Annotated in this window: 20 protein-coding genes; 3 read left to right on the forward strand and 17 right to left on the reverse strand. The window is 70.3% G+C overall.

Translation table 11 applies throughout. The features are described from left to right. The coding region (locus tag QIT00_RS36765) for a hypothetical protein (protein WP_282539853.1) at positions 1 to 1,616 on the reverse strand (1,616 nt) is incomplete at its 3' end. A 221-nt stretch (positions 1,617 to 1,837) separates the two neighbouring features. Between QIT00_RS36765 and QIT00_RS36770 the strand changes: the two genes are divergently transcribed. After that, positions 1,838 to 2,197 carry a hypothetical protein gene (locus QIT00_RS36770; RefSeq protein ID WP_282539854.1) on the forward strand — a complete coding sequence of 120 codons (360 nt, stop codon included), beginning with the start codon at positions 1,838 to 1,840 and terminating at the stop codon, positions 2,195 to 2,197. A gap of 156 nt (positions 2,198 to 2,353) precedes the next feature. On the opposite strand, the gene QIT00_RS36775 is transcribed toward QIT00_RS36770, so the two are convergent. Next, on the reverse strand, positions 2,354 to 2,632 hold the full coding sequence (locus QIT00_RS36775; RefSeq protein ID WP_282539855.1) for a hypothetical protein: 279 nt from the start codon (positions 2,630 to 2,632) through the stop codon (positions 2,354 to 2,356). A gap of 197 nt (positions 2,633 to 2,829) precedes the next feature. Here QIT00_RS36775 and QIT00_RS36780 point away from each other — a divergent pair, with 197 nt between their 5' ends. Both QIT00_RS36780 and QIT00_RS36785 read left to right on the forward strand, forming a co-directional pair. Beyond that, the gene (locus QIT00_RS36780) at positions 2,830 to 3,174 is read left to right on the forward strand and encodes a VOC family protein (protein ID WP_282539856.1); all 345 of its coding nucleotides are present in this window, start codon (positions 2,830 to 2,832) and stop codon (positions 3,172 to 3,174) included. A gap of 168 nt (positions 3,175 to 3,342) precedes the next feature. Next, positions 3,343 to 3,780, forward strand: coding sequence for an ester cyclase (locus QIT00_RS36785; protein WP_282539857.1), 438 nt, complete (start codon positions 3,343 to 3,345; stop codon positions 3,778 to 3,780). 529 nt (positions 3,781 to 4,309) lie between these two features. Here QIT00_RS36785 and hypE read toward each other — a convergent pair. From hypE to QIT00_RS36855, 15 genes are all read right to left on the reverse strand, one after another. Then, on the reverse strand, positions 4,310 to 5,404 hold the full coding sequence (gene hypE / locus QIT00_RS36790) for a hydrogenase expression/formation protein HypE (protein WP_408909929.1): 1,095 nt from the start codon (positions 5,402 to 5,404) through the stop codon (positions 4,310 to 4,312). After that, complete coding sequence (gene hypD / locus QIT00_RS36795) at positions 5,397 to 6,521, reverse strand: hydrogenase formation protein HypD (protein ID WP_282539858.1); 1,125 nt, start codon at positions 6,519 to 6,521, stop codon at positions 5,397 to 5,399. The genes hypE and hypD overlap by 8 nt, the downstream gene beginning before the upstream one ends. Then, the gene (locus tag QIT00_RS36800; RefSeq protein WP_282539859.1) at positions 6,518 to 6,838 is read right to left on the reverse strand and encodes a HypC/HybG/HupF family hydrogenase formation chaperone; all 321 of its coding nucleotides are present in this window, start codon (positions 6,836 to 6,838) and stop codon (positions 6,518 to 6,520) included. Before QIT00_RS36800 ends, hypD begins: the two co-directional genes overlap by 4 nt. A 54-nt stretch (positions 6,839 to 6,892) precedes the next feature. Next, positions 6,893 to 9,280, reverse strand: a complete 2,388-nt coding sequence (gene hypF / locus QIT00_RS36805; protein WP_282539860.1) for a carbamoyltransferase HypF — start codon at positions 9,278 to 9,280, stop codon at positions 6,893 to 6,895. After that, positions 9,277 to 10,170: a hydrogenase nickel incorporation protein HypB gene (hypB, locus tag QIT00_RS36810; protein WP_282539861.1), complete on the reverse strand. Its 894-nt coding sequence runs from the start codon at positions 10,168 to 10,170 to the stop codon at positions 9,277 to 9,279. Before hypB ends, hypF begins: the two co-directional genes overlap by 4 nt. A gap of 3 nt (positions 10,171 to 10,173) precedes the next feature. Beyond that, on the reverse strand, positions 10,174 to 10,569 hold the full coding sequence (gene hypA, locus QIT00_RS36815; protein ID WP_282539862.1) for a hydrogenase maturation nickel metallochaperone HypA: 396 nt from the start codon (positions 10,567 to 10,569) through the stop codon (positions 10,174 to 10,176). A gap of 258 nt (positions 10,570 to 10,827) precedes the next feature. Next, the gene (locus tag QIT00_RS39115; RefSeq protein ID WP_408909930.1) at positions 10,828 to 10,935 is read right to left on the reverse strand and encodes a DUF6893 family small protein; all 108 of its coding nucleotides are present in this window, start codon (positions 10,933 to 10,935) and stop codon (positions 10,828 to 10,830) included. A 10-nt stretch (positions 10,936 to 10,945) separates the two neighbouring features. Then, entirely contained in the window at positions 10,946 to 11,518 is a 573-nt protein-coding gene (locus tag QIT00_RS36820; RefSeq protein ID WP_282539863.1) for a hydrogenase maturation protease, read from the reverse strand. Further along, positions 11,515 to 13,002 carry a hypothetical protein gene (locus tag QIT00_RS36825; RefSeq protein WP_282539864.1) on the reverse strand — a complete coding sequence of 496 codons (1,488 nt, stop codon included), beginning with the start codon at positions 13,000 to 13,002 and terminating at the stop codon, positions 11,515 to 11,517. The genes QIT00_RS36820 and QIT00_RS36825 overlap by 4 nt, the downstream gene beginning before the upstream one ends. After that, positions 12,999 to 13,661, reverse strand: coding sequence for a DUF6084 family protein (locus QIT00_RS36830; protein WP_282539865.1), 663 nt, complete (start codon positions 13,659 to 13,661; stop codon positions 12,999 to 13,001). The genes QIT00_RS36825 and QIT00_RS36830 overlap by 4 nt, the downstream gene beginning before the upstream one ends. Further along, complete coding sequence (locus QIT00_RS36835; protein WP_282539866.1) at positions 13,658 to 14,305, reverse strand: DUF5947 family protein; 648 nt, start codon at positions 14,303 to 14,305, stop codon at positions 13,658 to 13,660. Before QIT00_RS36835 ends, QIT00_RS36830 begins: the two co-directional genes overlap by 4 nt. Continuing rightward, complete coding sequence (locus tag QIT00_RS36840) at positions 14,302 to 14,913, reverse strand: hypothetical protein (protein WP_282539867.1); 612 nt, start codon at positions 14,911 to 14,913, stop codon at positions 14,302 to 14,304. The genes QIT00_RS36835 and QIT00_RS36840 overlap by 4 nt, the downstream gene beginning before the upstream one ends. Continuing rightward, positions 14,910 to 16,712: a nickel-dependent hydrogenase large subunit gene (locus tag QIT00_RS36845; RefSeq protein ID WP_282539868.1), complete on the reverse strand. Its 1,803-nt coding sequence runs from the start codon at positions 16,710 to 16,712 to the stop codon at positions 14,910 to 14,912. The genes QIT00_RS36840 and QIT00_RS36845 overlap by 4 nt, the downstream gene beginning before the upstream one ends. 91 nt (positions 16,713 to 16,803) lie before the next feature. After that, complete coding sequence (locus tag QIT00_RS36850) at positions 16,804 to 17,895, reverse strand: NADH-quinone oxidoreductase subunit B family protein (protein WP_282539869.1); 1,092 nt, start codon at positions 17,893 to 17,895, stop codon at positions 16,804 to 16,806. A 77-nt stretch (positions 17,896 to 17,972) separates the two neighbouring features. Continuing rightward, positions 17,973 to 19,742 carry a hydrogenase maturation protein gene (locus tag QIT00_RS36855; RefSeq protein WP_282539870.1) on the reverse strand — a complete coding sequence of 590 codons (1,770 nt, stop codon included), beginning with the start codon at positions 19,740 to 19,742 and terminating at the stop codon, positions 17,973 to 17,975. Between the last annotated feature and the right edge of the window lie 108 nt (positions 19,743 to 19,850).

Raw genomic sequence — 19,850 nt, forward strand, 5'->3', positions numbered from 1 at the left:
CTCCCGGCGCCCGCGTCCCGTACGGCGGCCAGCCCGTTGAAGACCCCCACGTACGCGGTGCCGTCCGGGCCGAGTGTGACAGGCGCCCAGTTGTTGTCGTAGAAGGCTCCCGTGCCGACGAGTTGCTTCCAGCGGCGCTCGCCGGTGCGGAAGTCGACGGCGGTCAGGTACCAGGCGTCGATGCCGAGGCGGTTCGGGTCCTTCTCGTAGAAGTAGAGGAGCCCGGCCGTGGTGGAGAGCTTCGGCACCGTGGACGGGGAGCGGACGTCGCTCTCCCACACGGTGTCGCAGCCGCTGCCGTCGGGGCGTACGTCGATCCGGGTGGCCCCGCCGACGACACTGCGGCCGAAGGTCAACGAAGTGACGTTCTCGTAGCCGTAGTTGTTCTCCACGACCAGGCTGTTGCCCCAGCTGATCAGGGAATTGTCGGTGGTGGACGCGCCGGAGCCGAAGACGGGGACCTTGCAGACGAGCCGCCGTTCGTCGGGTACGTCGGCGCCCCGGCGGTAGACGAGGACGTTCATGCGATCGTCGGCGTTGTCGGTGATGGCCGCGTACCGCTCGCCGTGCGCGCCGAACAGGTCGGGTGTGGTGCCCGAACCCTGGTTGACCGAGCCGGGCTTGGTGCCGGTGCCCCGGTCGTACGTCTGCCGCCAGACCTGGCGCGGGGTGCCGTCGGCGGTGGCGCGGAAGCTGTAGAGGGCGTGGTCGCTGACGATGGACACGCCGTCCTCGGCGACGGAGAAGGAGTTCTGGATCTCCTCCCCCGCCAGCCGGATCGAGCGCACCGCGCCGGTGTCCGGGTCGACCGTGCCGATGCGGCCCTGCCGGGTGACCCACCAGATGCGGCCCTCCCAGTCGGGCATCACGGACGTCACCGGGTCGCACTCGCCGCTCGGGTAGAGGTTGGTCCAGGTCACGCAGTCGTGCGGCACGTGCGCGGTCAGGTCCCAGTCGGACTCGACCTCGAACTCCCAGCTGCCGTCGGCCTGTTGGCGGTGCGCGAGGCGGATCACGTGCTGCCGCGAGTCGGCGAGGACGAGCCGGTCCCGGTCGTCGAGGTAGGAGTAGGCGCCGCCCGAGGTGTCCTTGAAGATCCGGGAGAAGTCGAGCCGGGTGATGGCCTCGACGGTCGACGGGCGCTGCGGCAGCGCGTACTCGGCGAGCGTGTCCAGCGACTTCGGGTCGAGGAGTTTGACGAGGAAGCCCTTGAAGGTGCCGCACACCGTGACGATGCGGCCCGCCGAGTCGAACGTGACCGTCGCGCACTCCCCGCCGAGCGCGGCCATCTTCTCGCTGTCCGCGACGGGCCGTTCACCGAGCGGCCCGTCCCACGGGTACGTGCCGCTGCCGGCCGCGTCCGCGTGCATCCCGCTGCGGCCGTTGGGCGCGAGATACGGGTGCTGCGGCGGCGCCTCGCCGGGCAGCGGGTCGGCGGCGGCGGGCGCACCCGCGTAGTCGTCCACGAGCCGGTGCCCCGGCGCCTTCGGGATCTCCTCCGCGTGGGCCGGGGTCAGGGGCGCGAGGGCTACGAGTGTCACGAGGGCGGCGAGCAGAGCGGCCGGAGCAAGTGCTCGACGGAAGGAGCTACCGGAGGTGCTACGGGTCCGTGGCATGCGGCAGAAGCTAGGCCGGACTCCGTGAAGTGTCCATGCAAAGCTGACAGTTGTTCATCGTCTGTGGGACGTCTTCGACAGCAGTCATCCGCCAAGGCGGCAGACCTGCAGGTCAACGGCTTGGGCTCACACTTGCCCTGAGGCGAGCCCAAGCCCTGGCCTGGTGACCCGCAACGCAGCGGAGCGTTCAGCACTGCGGGTGGGGACGTTACTGTCCAGCCATGAGCACTGTGGATCCGTTGCTGAAGAGGTTGACCGACCGCGTGGAAAGGGAGGGCCTGGCCCTGCCCATCACTCTGGTCGTACAGGGCACCACCATCACCGGTGAGGTGGTGCCGCACTCGGTCTGGGCGAAGCACATCGCGGATCAGCTCGACGGATCCGAGAGCCGTGCCAGCTCCCTCTCCGCCGATTTCTTGCGAGAGGGGAATCAGACCGAGTACGAGGGCGGCTACATCCACCTCAACGGCGGAAAAGTCATCGGTGTCGGTGCGACGTTTCCCGAACACGGGGGCCTGTTCCGGCTCGGGCTGGCGGAAGTGAACGGCTGGTTCCTGGGCGAGGTCCAGACGCGCGGCTGAGCCGTGCCGCTCCGCACAACGGCCCGCCCGAAGCGGTGGACTTCGCGCACCAACCGGCACACAGGGCGGGGCGAGGCCGACGGTCTCCCCACATCAGCAAGGTCAATACCAGGAGCCAGAGGCCTGCCAGCCATGGCCGGTAGCCGTAGCCCACGGTCAGGTCGAGCAGGTGTCCCCACACACTGGGGTGCCGCCGGTGTTCTCCAGCCGTGCGCCTTGCAGAAACAGGCCGCTGAGCCACTGCGCGCCGGGCAGCCGCAGCCCGCCTTGTGTGGTGAGCCGCTGGCCGAACACGCCGCCTTCCAGGACGCAGATTCCCAGCCATACGAGCGTTGACGAGTACGAGAGAGCTGCGGTGATACGCGCCCCGGCGAGGCGCAGGGGGGCCACGGTGCCAGACCGATCGTCGTTCGCGCCGAGCAGCAACGTCGCCACGACGGCCGGTGGCGGGATCACCGAGAGGTGGTCGATGCGATCGCCTAGCCGTCCCACACCACGTCGTCCGGCAGGCGGACCCTGCTCCGCTCGGCCATCCGTCGCCCATCCGTCGCAAAACCGAACGACACAGCCTAGTTCTGAACTGGGCAGAGGCACAGGCATGGGACGGGTAGCACGGAGTTACTGTGTGCCGTATGTCACTGAACGCGAAGATGATTACCGTCGATTGCGCCGAGCCTCGCGTACTCGCCGAGTGGTGGGCCGAGGCCTTGGGTACCGACATCGCCCATGACTTCGGTGGTGAGTTCGTCATCGTCGGCTCAGTGCCACCGGTGCTCGGGTTCCAGCGGGTGCCCGAGCCGAAGCAGGGCAAGAACCGGGTCCATGTCGATTTCCATACAGAGAGCCGACAGGCGGAGGTCGGCCGCCTGGTCGGGCTCGGGGCGACCGTGCTCGCAGAGCAGTCGGCACCCGGCCTGACGTGGACCGTGCTGCAGGACCCGGAAGGTAACGAGTTCTGCGTCGCGGACGACACGTGACGGCCTCACAGAGGAGAGGCTGTCCGGCAGGCGCAGTCTGACCTGTGCGGCTTGACCTTGACGCAGCGGCAGGCTCTCTACTGGTGGCTCTACGGATCGACGGCCCGTACCTCGCTCGTCAGGGCGATTCGGGCTCAGCTCGATGGACGCCGAGAGAGGGGTACCGGAATGGGAACCGAGACTGTCGATGGCACCGCCGAGAACATGGCTCTGCTGCGTGCGGCCTACGCGTCGGTCGAGCGCGGCGACCTCGACGCGAGCGTCGAAATGCTGACGGAGAACTTCATCGCCAACGTCCCTGCGGTGCCTGAACCGCTGCACGGCCGTGAGATCTGGCGGTCCGGGACCCAGGCCATGCTGGACGCCTTCCCGGACCTCCGGATCACCGTCGAGGACATGTTCGGCGTCGGCGACAAGATCGTGGTACGGGCCGGGTTCCGTGGCACGCACCGCGGTGACTTCCAGGGCGTGCCTGCCACGAACCGGGAGGTCAGCTTCCGGAGTATCGAGATCTACCGCTTCGAGGGCGCCAAGATCGCCGAGGAGTGGGTGGCTCCGGACATGCTCAGCCTCATGCGGCAGATCTCGACCGTGCCGGGTCGCTGATCAGTGGACCCATTGAATTGGTGGGCAGAGAAGCGCCCCCGTGTCCCGATGCCCCGGCGTTTCTCACGGTCCACGCCGGACGGCCTCCGTTCCAGCACGCCCGGCAATCGCGGACACGCCCGTACGCGAGGTGACCGGCACAGCCGATGGCGCGGCGACGTGAAATGAGCCGCCTTTACATCGAGCAGCAGCAGTGCTCTCTGCTCGAACAGCGAGCCGCCCAACTGGTTCGCCCCGGCCCTCGGCACCTCGATCACGGCGTTCGCGAGGCCGACGAGCGCGCTGTCGCCGCGGGTCGTCACGGCGAGCAGGTGCGCCCCGGAGGCACGGGCGAGGTGGGGGCCGGTGAGCGCCGACTCCGCGACCCGCCGCGCGTGCGGACTTCGCCGCGAAGGCGCCGATCCGGCTGTGGGGTGCGACCTCACAGCCGGATCGGCGCCGTCGAAGGCCCGTTGTGGCTCAGTGCTTTCCGTGAAGCTCACCACGCGACCAGCGAGAGCGCCTTCGACGTTGCCATGGCGAGGGGTTCTCAGCAGATCCGCGGCAGCTGCTCCCCGATCGGAAGGTCGACGACGCGCGTGCCGCCAAGGCCCGTGCGGGCCACGACCATGGTCGGGTGGTCCGCCACGACCTCCCCGATCACTGCGGCGTTCGCGCCCAGGCGATGAGATCGCATCGCGCCGAGTACGGCGTCGGCGTGCTCGCGGGGCACGAACGCGACGAGCTTGCCCTCGTTGGCGACGTACATGGGGTCGAGGCCGAGGATCGCGCAGGCGTTGGCGACGCCGGGCGGCACGGGCACGGCACGTTCCTGGATGACGATCCCGGTACCGGAGGCGGTCGCGATCTCGTTGAGCGCGGCGGCGAGACCGCCCCGGGTGGGGTCACGCAGCACGTGCAGGTCCGGTGTCACCGCGAGCATGGCGTCGACCAGTTCACCGAGGGCCGCGCAGTCGCTTTCGATCTCCACACCGAACTCCAGGCCCTCACGCACACTCATGATCGCGACCCCATGGACGCCGATGTCACCGCTGACGACCACCACATCGCCGGGGACGACACGCTGCGGGCGGAGGTCGACGCCCGGCGGGATGAGGCCGATCCCCGCGGTGTTGAGGAAGACGCCGTCCCCGTGGCCGCTCTCGACGACCTTGGTGTCCCCCGTGGCCACCTCCACACCCGCCGCCCGTGCCGCCGCGCCGAGCGCCTCGGCGACCCGGGCGACGACGGACATCTCGACGCCCTCCTCCAGGATGAACCCGCAGGAGAGGTAGGCGGCCCTTGCACCTCTCATGGCGAGGTCGTTGACGGTTCCGTTGACCGCGAGGTCACCGATGCTGCCGCCGGGGAAGAACAGCGGGCGCACCACGTAGGAGTCGGTGGAGAAGGCAAGCCTGGCGCCGGCCAGGGTGACGGCCGCGGAGTCGCCCAGTTGCGCGAGTGTCTCCCCGCCGAAGGCGGGAGCGAAGATGTGCTCGACCAGTTCGGCGGAGAGCGCGCCGCCCCCGCCGTGCCCCATCACGATCCGGGGATAGTCGCGCAGGGGGGCCGGGCAGGTCCACGCTGCGGGGTCGGGCCTGACGGGTTCGGTGGTCCCGGGCAGGAGTTGGGTGGTCTCAGACAACGGGGCTCGCCTCCAGGGGCGCGGCGGTGAGGTCGAGGCGGCGGTAGAGGTAGTAGGCGGCGCACGCGCCCTCACTGGAGACCATCGTGGCTCCGAGGGGGTTGCGCGGGGTGCAGGTGGTGCCGAACATCTCGCACTGGTTCGGCTTCAGCAGCCCTTGCAGCACCTCGCCGCTGCGGCACTCCGCGGGTTCGCGGGTGTCGATGCCGGTCACCGAGAAGCGGTGCTCGGCGTCGTAGTCGCGGTAGCGGGCGGACAGGCGCCAGCCGCTGTCGGGGATGACGCCGATGCCGCGCCAGGCCCGGTCGGTGACCTCGAAGACGTCCGCCAGCATGGCCCGGGCCGCCTGGTTGCCCTCGGCCCGCACCGCGCGCGGGTAGGCGTTTTCCACGGTGTGCTCGCCGCGTTCCAGCTGGCGCACGGTCCGTCGTACGCCTTCCAGGATGTCCAGCGGTTCAAAGCCGGTGACGACGATCGGGACGCGGTACCGGTCGGCGAGGCCGGGGTATTCGCCGATGCCCATCACGCTGCACACGTGTCCCGCGGCGAGGAAGCCCTGAACCCGGCAGGACGGGGACTGCATGATCGCCTCGATGGCCGGGGGGACACGGACGTGCGACACCAGCATGCTGAAGTTCGTGAGGCCGAGTCTGCTCGCCTGATGGACCGTCATGGCGTTGGGTGGGGCGGTGGTTTCGAAGCCGATGCCGAAGAACACGACTTCGCGGTCCGGGTTCTGCTGGGCGATGCGCAGCGCGTCGAGCGGGGAGTACACCACCCGTACGTCGCCGCCTTCACCGCGGACCTGGAAGAGGTCGCGGCCGGTACCGGGGACTCGCAGCATGTCGCCGAACGAACAGAAGATCACGCCGGGACGGGAAGCGATCTCCAGTGCCTTGTCGATGACTTCCAACGGCGTGACGCAGACGGGGCATCCGGGACCGTGGATCAACTCCAGTTGTTCGGGGAGGAGTTGATCGATGCCGTGCCGGATGATGCTGTGTGTCTGACCGCCGCAGACCTCCATGAGCGCCCACGGCCTGGTCACGGTGGTGTGGATGTCGTCGAGCAGGCGCCTGGCCAGCTCCGGATCCTGGAACTCGTCGATGTACTTCACTGCTGCGCCCCCTTCGGAGCCCGGCTGCTCTCGTCCCACGGAGCTCCTCCGGCCTCCGCGGCCGACTCCCACGGATCCCCGAACTCCTCCTGGAGCAGGCCCAGTTCGGCAAAGAGTTCCAAGGTCTGCTTGGCCGCCTCCTCGTCGAGTCGCTGGAGCGCGAATCCGACATGGACGATGGCGTATTCACCGACCTGGAGATCCGGCAGATACTCCAGGCACACCTCCTTGACCACACCCCCGAAGTCGACGGTGGCCATCCTGGTGCCGTCGCGCTCCTCGATCTCGGTGACTCTCCCCGGTACCGCCAGGCACATGGGTTCTCCTCGCTGTGGTGGTCTGTTCCGGTTCGCCGCTGCGCTGTCACGCCGTCATCCGTCCGACGCGCGCCCCGCGACCATCAGCTGCCCCAGCGCCAGGCCCCCGTCGTTCGGCGGGACTTCGCGCGGGCGCAGCACGGTGAAGCCGTCCTTCCGCAGCCCCTCGGCGCAGGCCGAGGAGAGCAGGACGTTGGCGAACACCCCGCCCGTCAGGACGACGGTGCTGAGCGCGTGCCGCTCGCGTGCCAGCACGCAGGCGGTACGGACGAGTCCGGCGACGGCGTGGTGGAAGCGTGCGGCGACCACACCGGCCGGTGTGCCCGCGCGTACGTCGTCGGCCACCGCCGCCAGAACGGGTGCGGCGTCGGCGGTCAACGGCACGGGCGTGGACGCGGACGCCGGAGTGCGCATCGCGAAGGCGTAGCCCCTGCCGTGCGTCTCGACGTGCGCGGCCCGCGCTGCCGCTTCCAGCTCGATGGCGGCCTGCGCCTCGTACCCGGCCCGGTGGCACACGCCCGCCAAGGAGGACACGGCGTCGAACAGTCGGCCCATGCTGGACGTGGGCACACAGTTCAGACCGCGCGCCAACTGCCGTGCCAGCACGCGTCGTTCGTCCGGCGGGCAGGCGGCGACGCAGGGCAGGTCGTCCGTCCAGGCGAGGCCTGCCGCGTGCAGATGGGCGAGGGCCATCCGGTAGGGCCGGCTCACGGCGGCGTCGCCGCCCGGCAGCGGTACGTAGCCGAGGTGGGCGAACCTCTCGTATCCGGCGTAGTCCGCGAGCAGGATCTCGCCGCCCCACACGGCCCCGTCGTCGCCGTAGCCGGTGCCGTCGAAGGCGACGCCGATGACCGTCCGACCGTCGTCGAGACCGTGCTCGGCCAGCACGGCGGCGACATGCGCGTGATGGTGCTGGACCCGGACCACCGGCCGACCGTCCGCGTGCCGCTCGGCCCAGCGTCCGGAACGGTAGCCGGGATGCCGGTCGGAGGCCAGGAGCTCGGGTCGTACGCCGGTGATGGACTCCAGTTGCCGTTCGGCGCGCTCGAAGGCCAGCTGGGTGGCGAGGTCGTCCATGTCCCCGATGTGCGCGGACAGCCAGGCTTTGCGCTCGTCGGCCAGGCAGAACGCGTTCTTGAGGTCGCCCCCGACGGCGAGCGTGGGCCGTACCGGCACCGGCAGGGTGACGGGCAGCGGGGCGTATCCGCGGGCCCGGCGTACCGTCACCCGCTCCCCGTCGCACACCCGGAGCACGGAGTCGTCGCACGGCACCTGGATCGGCCGGTCGTGCGTGAGCCACGCGTCGGCGAGGTGAGCGAGGCGCTCCAGGGCCTCCGCGTCGTCCGTGACGATCGGTTCCCCGGAGGTGTTCCCGCTGGTCATCACGAGGAGCCCTGGCCCTGCGGGGTCGCCCGGCAGGCCGAGCAGCAGGTGGTGCAGGGGGGTGTACGGGAGCATGACACCGAGGTCGGGGCTGCCCGGGGCGACGGCGTCCGACGGCACGGGCACGCCGGTCGCCGTTGGTGCGGGGGTTCGTCGGCGCAGCAGGACGATCGGCCGCACGGAGCCGGTGAGCAGGTCACGTTCCTCCGGGCCGATGTGCACGAGGTGTTCGACGTCGGCGATGTTCCGGGCCATCAGCGCGAACGGCTTGTCGCCGCGCGCCTTGCGGCGGCGCAGGGCGGCCACTGCTCCGGCGTGCGTGGCGTCGCAGGCGAGGTGGTAGCCGCCGAGTCCCTTGACGGCGAGGACGGCGCCTTCGGCCAGGAGTGCGCGCGCTTCGGCGATCGGATCGTCCCCACCGCTCGGGAGGGGCGTACCGCCGGGGGCCGCGAGCAGCAGGCGCAAGCGGGGCCCGCAGGCGGGGCAGGCTACGGGCTGGGCGTGGAAGCGGCGGTCGCCCGGATCCGCGTACTCGCGGGCGCAGTCGGGGCACATCGGGAAGCCGGCCATGGTCGTGTGGGCGCGGTCGTACGGCAGCCCGGTGACGATGGTGAAGCGCGGCCCGCAGTGTGTGCAGGTGATGAAGGGGTGGCGGTGCCGCCGGTCGGCCGGATCGGCCAGTTCGCGGAGACAGTCGGCGCAGGTGGCCATGTCCGGGGAGACCAGCGTGCGGGGAGATTCCGTCGAGCGCGAGGCGACGATGGTGAATCCGCTGCCGTCGGCGAGGGGCAGCAACTGGTGCTCCACGGACTCCACCAGGGCCGCGGACGGTGCTTGTGCGGCGATGCCGTCGCAGAACTGCTCGACGGCGGACAGCGCTCCCTGGACCTCCGCGACGACGCCGTCCCCCGTGTTGGTGACGTGTCCGGCCAGATCCAGATCGGTGGCGAGTCCGTAGAGGAACGGCCGGAATCCGACGCCCTGCACGACTCCTCGTACGGTGACCCGGCGGCGCTGCGCCTCTTCGGCGACGGCCGTGTCCGACGGAACGGTTCTCACGGCCGGGATGCCGCGCTGCCGGGGGCCGTCGCGAAAGCGCCCGAGGTGCGTTGCCCGGCATGCGCGTGCTCGCCGCGACCGTGGCCGTGATCGTGATCGTGATCGTGATCGTGAGGGTGGTGCTCACCGCGGTCGTGAGGGTGGTTGTGGTGGTGCTCGCCTTGCCCGTGCTCGCCTTGCCCGTGCACACCGTGTTCGTGCCGCTGTGCCGCCATGACCGGTGCGTGGACGGGGGCGCCGTCCGCCGCTGCCAGGGCACGATCGAGAAGCACCCCCATGCCCTCATCCCGACGCGCGGAGGTCAGGACGACCTCCACGCCGGGGTTGACCTGTTCGACGTGGGCGCGGAACGCCGTCTCGTCGAACTGGACCGCGTCGGCGATGTCGGCCTTGGTGACGAGCACCAGGTGCGCGAGGCCGAACGCGGTCGGGTACTTGAGGGGTTTGTCCTCGCCCTCGGTGACGGACGCGAGGGCGACCCGCAGAGTCTCGCCCAGGTCGTAGGAGGCGGGGCAGACCAGGTTGCCCACGTTCTCCACGAACAGCAGCCGGGTCTCCTCCGGCAGCCAGCCCTCCAAGTGGCCGCCCAGCATGGCGGCCTCCAGGTGGCACAGGCCGTCCGTGAGGACCTGCTTGACCGGGACACCGGAGCGGGCCAGGCGGTCGGCGTCGTTCTCCGTGGCGAGGTCCGCGGTCAGAGCGGCGACCGGCACTCCCCGCTCACGCGCAAGCAGCAACTCACGCTCAAGCAGCGCCGTCTTCCCGCTTCCGGGGCTGGACAACAGGTTGATCACTGTGGTGCCACGGGCCGTCAGATCGGCGCGCAGCGTATGCGCGGTCGCGTCGTTCTTGGCGAGTACCGCTTGTTGCAGGTCCACGACTCGGCACATGGCTCAGTGCTCCTCGTACATCGGTTCACGGGTGCGTTCGGGGGCCTGTCCGTCCTCCCAGCGCACGCTGACGATCTGGAGTTCGCGGCCCGAGAGCAGCTCGGCGGTCGGCTCACCGCAGGTCGGGCAGGACAGTCGGGGCGGCATCCCCACGGCCCACTCGTCCGCGCAGGGTGCGCAGCGGGCCCGCCCGGGGACGGTTTCGGTGACGAGTTCGGCGCCCTGAAGAACGGTGTCGGCGCAGGCTAGTTCGAAGCAGAAGGCGAGGGCGTCGGGCACGACTCCGGCCAGCTCTCCCACTTGCAGTCGTACGGAGGTGACGGCGCTGACGTCGCCGTTGCGTGCCGCGGCTTCCTGCACCTGGCCGACGACAGCCATCGCGAGGGACATCTCGTGCATCGGGTCTCCGTCCTTGCGCAGGCAGGTCTCCGTGCGGCACTCCGCTCTGCCCATTACAGGGGTCCCACGGTGGGCGGGAGGCGGGGCTCGCCGTCCGGCCGGGTCGCGTACGCCGTTCGGTGCAGCCGCGGTCCGAGGGGGGCTCACGGCTTCCACACGCGGGAACTCACCTCAGCCGCATGCGCGTACTCACATCCACTGCATGCGCGTACTCACATCCGCTGCAGGCGTGTACTCACATCCTCCGCATGCGCGTACTCACATCCTCCGCATGCGCAGATAGCGCTGAACGTCGGGCAGGACCCCTTTGGCCAGGACGGCGAGCACGACGGCGGCCACAGCGGTGCCGAGGACTGACTTGTTCATGGCTCTCTCCTCAAGTTCGGGCAGTTTCGTCGGCTCCGGTGACCGGCACCGCGCTCGCCCCCACCATGTCCAGAATCCCGCGTACCGCTTCCGGCACCGCCGCGGCCACCGGCTCGGTCAGGCCGATGCCCTCTTCCACGCTGCCGGGTTCGCATCCCACCACCACGATGCGGCGGGGCGGGGTGCCTCCGGTGCCGGCGCAGAGGGTGTCGAGCAGGCCGAGGACGGCGTCGGGTGACATGTGGTGGCCGTCCAGCACGGGGCCGTGCGGCGCGACGCTCGCCGCCTCCGAGGGGTCGCCGACCTCGATGCGGTACAGGGTGCCGGGTTCTCCGCCGCGTGCCGTGGCGTCGACCAGGATGAACGTGTCGTATCCATCGAGGAGTTGGTACGCGAGGTGCACGCCCCGTACGCCGATGTCCACGACCTCGACGTGCTCGGGCAGCGGGTGTGCGGTGAGGGCACGTGCGGTCTCGACGCCGAATCCGTCGTCGCCGAGGAAGATGTTCCCGGCGCCCGCGACGAGGGTCCGGGGCGCGACGGCTCCGTGCTGGTACGGGGGCGAGTACGCGGGGGTGTTCACGCATCCTCCTGGGGTGCGACCTCGTCCGGCTGGAAGTACAGATAGCGGCCCTGTTCGCGGCGGATGTCGGCGCCCGGGTCGCCGTCCACCGTCACCGCGAGGTGCACTCCCCCGTCGACGTCGTGCAGCACGGCCTCCACCAGGGCGGCGCGGCCGTGCAGGAAGAGATCCTGGGCGTCGGTGCGGCGCAGACCGGGGCGCAGGACCACCCGGCTGCCCGCGCGGACGGGGTGGCCGTCGACCAGGACCTCGTCGCGGGCCGGGTCGAGGCCGGCCTCGCTCGCCGGGTCCCACCAGGGGGTGTCCGGCCTGACGAGGGCGCGGTCGTCGTGGAGGTCCACGTCGTCGGCCGAATCGACGTCTTCGGCCAAGTCGACTGCGTCGGGCGGAACTTGTGAGGCCGGTGCCGCACCGGGGTGCGTGACCTCGTGCAGCGCTCGTACCGCGCCATGCAGGCGTTCGAGCACTTCGGGGGGCATGGAGTCGGCGAGGTCGATCACCGCGGCGGCCTTGGCGTCGGTGCCGCGGGCCTCGCGCTTCTCCTGGTCGGTGAGGGCGGCGGTGCGCAGCGCGAGGATCTCGTCGATCTCCGTGGCGTCGTACAGGGCCCCGGGGCTCTCCGGTGCGATCGCCGGGTGGTCCGCCAGGATGATCGGCGAGGAGAGCATCAGGTCCGTGCGACCGGTCTCGCCCGCGAGCACCGGCCAGGTGTGCTCGTTGCGGCACGAGGCGACCGCGCCCCTGGCCCATTCGGGCGGGCCCGTCAGGGAGAGGAACGAGCCCGCGTTCAGGCACAGCAGGAGGTGGGCTGCGACGAGTGAGCGGGGCAGCGCGGCGTCGCGGTCGGCTGCTTCGCCGTGCCTGGTCCGCGGGGTCCAGGTGCTGGTGTTCTCCACCACGGCGGTCAGCCGCATGACTCGGTAGGGTCCGTCCAGCTCGTGGGCGCGCAGCCGTAGCAGTCCGTTGATCTCTTCGCGGCGGCGCACCAGGCGGCCCACCAGGGTGCCGTCCGTGTCGTAGACGGGTTCGGTCTCCTCGTGGGCCGGGCGGCTGAAGGGGACGGTGATGCCGTCGCCGGTGAGTTCGGCCACCTCGACGGTGACCTCGACGCGTTCCTCCGCTCCCTCGTCCCAGGGGACCAGGACCCGGTCGTGCAGCTGCAGTTCGGAGACGGGCGTGAACGAGCCGTCGGGCAGGGCCTGCTGCACGGTCCGGCGCTGGGCGTGCAGGAACCTCACCTCTACGGCGAGCGTCGCGCCGGCCTTCGGTTCGATCAGGCACTCGGTGCGCTGGAAGTCGTGTTCGGCGCGGTCGGCTCCCCAGGCGGGCGGGACGAGGACGCCGAACTGCCAGCGCAGCCGGTTCTTCGCCGCCGACGCCCGGTACGGGTAGAGCACATAGCCTTCGAAGAGCACGGCGTCGGCGACCGCGCGGGCGGTCTCGAACCTGGCCTCCGTCTCCGGGTCGAACACGGCTGTCGTCATGGCGCCGTCCTCTCGGTGGTGTGGACGGCGTCGGAGTCACAGGAGGCGAGGAGCGTGCGCACCGTCGCCTCCCAGGAGGACAGCGCCCGCCGCGAACGGAACGCGACCAGGGCGTCCATGGTGTCGCGGGGCAGCCTCACCCAGCCGCACCCGGGAAAGTGCTGCTCGATCATCTCCTGCCACACCTTGACCGGCAGGGCGCAGCTCGCCTCGCGGTCCCAGGGGACGGGCTCGACACGGAACCCGGCCGCGCCGGTGAACGCCGTGCCGGAGAAGAGCAGCAGCAAGGGGACGTCACCCGAGGCCAGGGCGTGGAAGTAGCGGGTCGAGGCGATGTCCATGTCGTACGTGCAGGGCACGACGAGGTCGGTCTCGGTCTCCCCGGTGAAGCTGGGGACCATCAGCGAGACCTGCGCGAACTGCACGGGGAGGAGGGTGCCGGCCCAGCGGGCGCGCTCGCCGAAGAGGTCGCGCAGCCCTTCGGCCTCCGCGGCGTCGTATCCGCGCCGGGCCGGTTCGATCCGCAGCTGACAGCGCAGCGCGAGCGCGTGCACCCGGACGCCTTCCGATGCGGTGACGCGCAGCCGGAAGACCAGGGTCGGGCCCGCGGCGTGCGGGTCGGCCCGTACGCCGGTGCAGGTGAAGGACAACTCCGTCACGGCCTGCCCGCCTCCTGAAGGGTCCGGGCCCGCTGCCCGACGTGGGTGAAGAACGCCTGCAGATCGGCCCTGGCCTCGGCCCCGCCGTCGAAGCCGTGCCACAACAGCCGCATACGGCCGACGAGTTCGTAGCAGATGTCGATCGGTACGAGATAGCACTCGGTCGTGTCGTCCGTGCGGCGGAGCAGCAGCGCCTCCACGTCGGGTTCGAGCAGGCCCGCGAGGCGACTGCCGCCGAGTACGGACTGCCAGGTGGCCGGGTCGAGTTCGCTCTCGGTGGCGCCCGCCGGGCTGGGGTAGAGCGCGACGAGCCGGTCGAGGGCGGCGTTGCGGAAGAAGAAGGCGACGCTGACCGGGATCTGGAGCTGCTCCCACGCACCGGGGTCGAGGCGGTGCCCGGCGTCGGCCAGATAGCGGTCGGGGACGGTACGGAAGTGGCCGCCGCCCGCGCCGGACCGCTCGAACAGCAGGGCGCAAGGGGTGCAGGCGCAGGCGAGCGCCCGCTTGTCGGTGTCCACCAGGTGCCGGTGACCGGCTTCGGTGAGCGGTGCTCCGCACAGCTCGCACCGCTCCGGCTCGGGCGGCCGCGGCTCGGTGAACCGGCGCAGGCCCGGGGGCCGTTGCCGGGTGTGGGGCGCGCTCACCGCGCCGTCGCCGATGCCGGTCCGGGGCCCGCCGCCTCGGTGGGTGGGCGGGAGATCTGGAGAAGCGGGGTCTCGCCGGGCGACGCGGCCGGTTCCAGGTCCACCGTCGTCACCTCCGGCGCGAAACAGGCCAGGGCATCCTCGATGGCCTGCTTGCCCGCACCCGCCGTGCTCGCGCAGCCGCAGCCCGAGCCGCCTTCGGTACGGACGCGGAGGACGCCGGTGTGCTCGTCGAAGCCGACGACCTCGGCGGGGTGGCTGCCGCGGACGCTGTGCAGGGCCCGGGCGATGCGGGCGGGGGTGTCCTCGGGGTGCAGGTCGTGCAGGACCAGCAGGCTCGACACCAGCTCGTCGCCCAGCAGGCCCGCGAGGGGCCCGCCTTGCGGGCCGCTCGCTTCCTGTCGGCCGAGGAGCGCGACGACCCGGGCCAGTCCGGCGCCGTAGAACTCCATCAGGACACGGACCAGTTCCTCGGCGGCGGCGCCGGCGGCCGGGCCGCCCTCGGAACTCAGGTGCTCCAGGAGTTCCTCGACGCGGCGGCCCGCCTGCTCCGCGTTCCCGGTCGCCGCGCCGGGCGGCCGGGTCGCCGTGGTGGCTGCCGCGCTCATCCGCCGAGGCCGCTCAGCCCGGTCGGCACGTGCATCTTCTGCACGGTCTTGCCGCCGCCCACGTACATGTGGACGCCACAGGGCAGGCAGGGGTCGAAGCTGCGCACGGTCCGCATGATGTCGATGCCCTTGAAGTTCTCCGGGCTGTTCTCCTCGAAGATCGGCGTGTTCTGCACGGCGTCCTCGTACGGGCCCGGGGTGCCGTAGCTGTCGCGGACGCTGGCGTTCCACGGAGTCGGGGGGTACGGGTGGTAGTTGGCGATCTTGCCGTCCCGGATCACCATGTGGTGGGAGAGGACGCCGCGCACCGCCTCGGTGAAGCCGACGCCGAGTCCCTCGTCCGGCACCTCGAACTTCTCCCAGGTCTGGGTGCGGCCGGCGCGGACCTCTTCGAGGCCCTGCTCGGCGCAGTGCAGGGCGATGGCCGCGGCGTACGCCTGGAAGTACGTGCGGGCGCGGTTGCGCTCCAGGGCGTTGCTCCACTTCGGGATCTTCCACTCGAAGCGGGTCTCGGGCTTGGTCATGGAGCGCGGCAGCGTGATGACGACGCTGTTGCCGGTGGCCTTGACGTACGGGGTGTCGACGAGTCCGGACAGGGCGGTGGACCAGAGCCGGGCGATGGGTCCGCCGCCGGTGTCGAGCGCCAGATGGTCCTTGCCGTCGAACCAGCGGGGCGACATCACCCAGCTGTAGTTGCCGTCGAAGTCGCGCTTCTGCGGGGCGGGGATGGTGTGCTGGTTCCACGGGTGGCGCGGGTCGACCGGGTTGCCGAGCGGGTCGTGTGTGACGAACTGCTCCTGGCCCTGCCAGTCCTCGTAGTAGGAGCTGCCGAGCAGGATGCGGATGCCGAGGTTGATCTCGGTGAGGTCGTTGGTGACGAGCTTTCCGTCCACGATGACGCCGGGGGTGACGAACATCTTCCGTCCCCAGTCGGTCATGTTGGCGTACGTGAAGTCGCAGTGCTCGGGGTCGTTGAGAGCGCCCCAGCAGCCGAGAAGTACGCGCCTGCGGCCGACCTCCTCGTAGCCGGGCAAAGCCTCGTAGAAGAAGTCGAACAGGTCGTCGTGCAGTGGGACGACGCGCTTCATGAACTCCACGTAGCGCATCAGTCGGCTCATGTAGTCCGTGAAGAGCTGTACGGAGGCGACCGTGCCCACACCGCCCGGGTAGAGCGTGGAGGGGTGCACGTGGCGGCCCTCCATCAGGCAGAACATCTCCCGCGTGTAGCGGCTGACTTGGAGGGCCTCGCGGTAGAACTCGCCCTCAAGCGGGTTGAGCGAGCGCATGATGTCGGCGATCGTGCGGTAGCCGTGCTCGCCGGCGTGCGGTGCCTCGGTGCGCTCCGCGAGTTCCAGGACGCCCGGGTTGGTCTCGCGGACCATCTTCTCGCAGTAGTCGACCCCGACCAGGTTCTCCTGGAAGATGTTGTGGTCGAACATGTACTCTGCGGACTCGCCGAGGTTGATGACCCACTCACCCAGGTGCGGCGGCTTCACCCCGTACGCCATGTTCTGCGCGTACACCGAGCAAGTGGCGTGGTTGTCACCGCAGATGCCGCAGATGCGGCTGGTGATGAAGTGCGCGTCGCGCGGGTCCTTGCCGCGCATGAAGACGCTGTAGCCGCGGAAGACCGACGACGTGCTGTAGCACTCCGCCACCCGCTTCTGCTTGAAGTCGATCTTGGTGTGGATGCCGAGGCTGCCCACGATCCGGGTGATCGGATCCCAGGACATCTCCACCAGGCCGTTCTCGTCGGCCTTCGCCTTCGCCTTTGTCTTTGTCTTTGCCCTCGTCGCCATCGTGTGTGCGGTGCCCTTCGTCAAGTCTGCGTACGGGAAGTCCTGTTGCGGGAGGCCGTCTTGCGGGAGGCCCTCTTGCGGGAGATCGGGGTCACCACGGTGGCCGGTAGCCGGTCGTCAGCTTGTCCCCGGTGTGCCGCCACTTCGGTTCCTTGTCCACCGTCCTGGTCGTGATCGACCGGAGCTTGCGGATCACGGAGCCGTACGCGCCGACGGCCGTGCTGGACACCTTGCCGCCGGGCGGCTCGTCCATGAACGGCATGAACTTGTCGGGGAAACCGGGCATGGTGCAGGCGATACAGATCCCGCCGACGTTCGGACAGCCGCCGATCCCGTTCATCCAGCCGCGCTTGGGGACGTTGCACTTGACGACTGGTCCCCAACAGCCCAGCTTCACCAGGCACTTGGGCGAGTCGTACGTCTCGGCGAACTCGCCCTGCTCGTAGTAGCCGCCCCGGTCGCAACCCTCGTGCACCGTCGCGCCGAACAGCCACGTCGGACGGAGCTTGTCGTCCAGCGGGATCATCGGCGCGGACCCGGCGGCCTGATAGAGCAGGTACGTCAGGGTCTCGGAGAAGTTGTCCGGCTGGATGGGGCATCCCGGTACGCACACGATCGGAATGCCGGCCTGCGACTTCCAGTCCCAGCCCAGGTAGTCCGGCACCCCCATGGCACCGGTCGGGTTGCCTGACATGGCGTGGATGCCGCCGTACGTCGCGCAGGTCCCGATGGCGACGACGGCCAGGGCCTTCGGCGCGAGCCGGTCGATCCACTCACTGGTGGTGATCGGCTGCCCCGTCTCCGGATCGTCGCCGAACCCGCACCAGTACCCGTCCTGCTTGATCCCCTCATTGGGGACGGACCCCTCCACGACGAGTACGAACGGGTCGATCTCGCCCCGCTCCCCCTTGAAGAACCACTCGATGAACGTGTCCGCCCCGCCCACCGGACCGCATTCGAAGTCGATCAACGGCCAGTGGACGGCGATCTTCGGCAGACCGGGAAGCGCGCCGAGCACGATCTCCTCGATGCTCGGCTGCATCGCCGCGGTCAGGGCCACCGAGTCCCCGTCGCAGCTCAGACCCGCGTTGATCCAGAGAATGTGAATCGTGGGAGATTCCTCGTCCGCGGCCGCACCTTGGGCCTCCGCCGCATCGACTGCGGTGGGCGTTGCTGCATCCATGAGGGATGCCTCCTAGGGGAGGTTTCCAACGAAAGGGCGCGTATCGGCCCTATTCATTCTTGATAACAGGCCACCCGTCACCGCGCGACGCCATCGGCCGCGAGGTGGTCCGGCGTACGGACCGCGCGCTCCTTGCGGACGAACGACCGCCGCAAGGCGTGGTACGCGGCATCCGGATCCGAGAACGTGCGCAGCATGTGGGACAACTCCTCATCCCGGTACGCGGAGAGCGGCCTGACGGACTCATCGCGTTCGCGTTGCGGCTTCTTGGCCGCGATGCGTGCCTGCGCCTGGGGAGACCCGGCGAGCCGGAGGGCCAATCGGGTGACCTCGCCGGCGAAGTCCTGCGGGCCGCACTCGACCAAGTGGTCCACCAGTCCCAGGCCGAGGCCCGCCGAGGCACTCACCGGCAGCGCGTCCCGGGTGAGCCGGTCGGCGGCCTCGGCTCCCACGCGGCGCGGCAGCGTATAGGTCCAGTACTCGGACCCGTACAACCCCATCAGTCGGTAGTGCGGATTCAGCACCACGCCCTTGCGGCACCACACCTCGTCGGCGGCCAGGGCCAACATCGCCCCGCCCGCTGCGGCGTTGCCGCCGAGGGCGGACACCACCAGCCGGTCGGTGGTCGTCAGGACCGCCTCCACCAGGTCGTCGATGGCGTTGATGTTCGCCCAGGACTCCGCGCCCGGATCGTCGGCGGCCTCGATCACGTTGAGGTGGATTCCGTTGGAGAAGAAGCCCCGGCTGCCGCCGATGACCAGGACGGAGGTGGGCCTCGCGCACGCGGCCCGGTAGGCGTCGAGCAGACGTCGGCAGTGCGCGGTGCTCATGGCGCCGCCGGGGAAGGAGAACGACAGGAAGCCGACCGCCCCGTCCTCGTGGTAGCGGATGTCGGTCCAGGTCCGGCCGGCGCCCTCCGCGTCCGGTGCGACGGGACGTTCGGGGAGTGCGGGGAGTGCGGGCAGCCGCCCGGCCAGCGCCGTCACCGCGGGCAGTTTCACCTGCGCCGGTTCGCCGGGCCCGCGTCGGCGCCGCAGTTCGGGGATCCATACGGCGCCGTCGACGGTGGCGCGGCAGATCGCCCCGGCCCGGGTGGCGAGGAGCTGCCCCGGACGCCCGGTGAACTCGCGCTCCGCGTGGCCCCCGTGCAGGTACCACGCTTCGCCGAGCAGATCGTCGAGCACGCCGGGGAACGAGTCGGCGGCGCGCAGTTTGCGTACCACGGTGTCCGTGCTGTCCGACTCCCAGCGGATGCGCCGCAGTTCCTGCCGGAAGTAGGGGCGCACGTGGGCCACGCTCTCCTGCTCGGTCCCCGGTGGTCCCGGTCGCTGCGGCTGCGGCTGCGGCTGCGGCTGCGGCTGCGGCTGGGGCTGGGGCTGGGGCGCGTAGGTGCCCGAGGCGAACCGCTCGATGGCAAGCGAGATCGCGGCCAGTGCGGCATCGGACACCTCGTTGCGGTACAGGTCGCTCTTTCCCACCGGCGGCACCGGACAGCCGACCGCCGCCCACACATCACCGGCGTCCATCTCCCCGTTGGCCTCCAGGACGGTCACGCCCCAGCGGTCCGCGCCCTCGTGGATCGCCCAATCGAGCGAGGACGGACCACGGTCACCCACCGGGCCAGGGTGGACGATGAGGCAGGTGTACGCCGCCCACACATCTTCGGGGATGGCGCTCTTCAGCATGGGGGCGACGACGAGTTGGGGACTGTGTCGTTCCACGGCATGCCGCAACGCGTCATCGCTGGCGGCCAGTTCCACCGCTACGTGATGGCCGCTGTCCCGCAACTCGGCGTAAACGCGCTGAGTGAGGCTGTTGAACGCGCTCGAGACAAGCAGAATGTGCATGGCAACCTTCCCTGACCCGCACCCGGCGCCCGGCGCCCGGAACGCGCCTGGCCGCCGCCATCATTCAGACCGTCTCCGCGTTCACCCGCGCAGCAGGCCGATCGGTCA

The organism is Streptomyces luteolus, assembly GCF_029968015.1.
Taxonomy (GTDB): domain Bacteria; phylum Actinomycetota; class Actinomycetes; order Streptomycetales; family Streptomycetaceae; genus Streptomyces; species Streptomyces luteolus.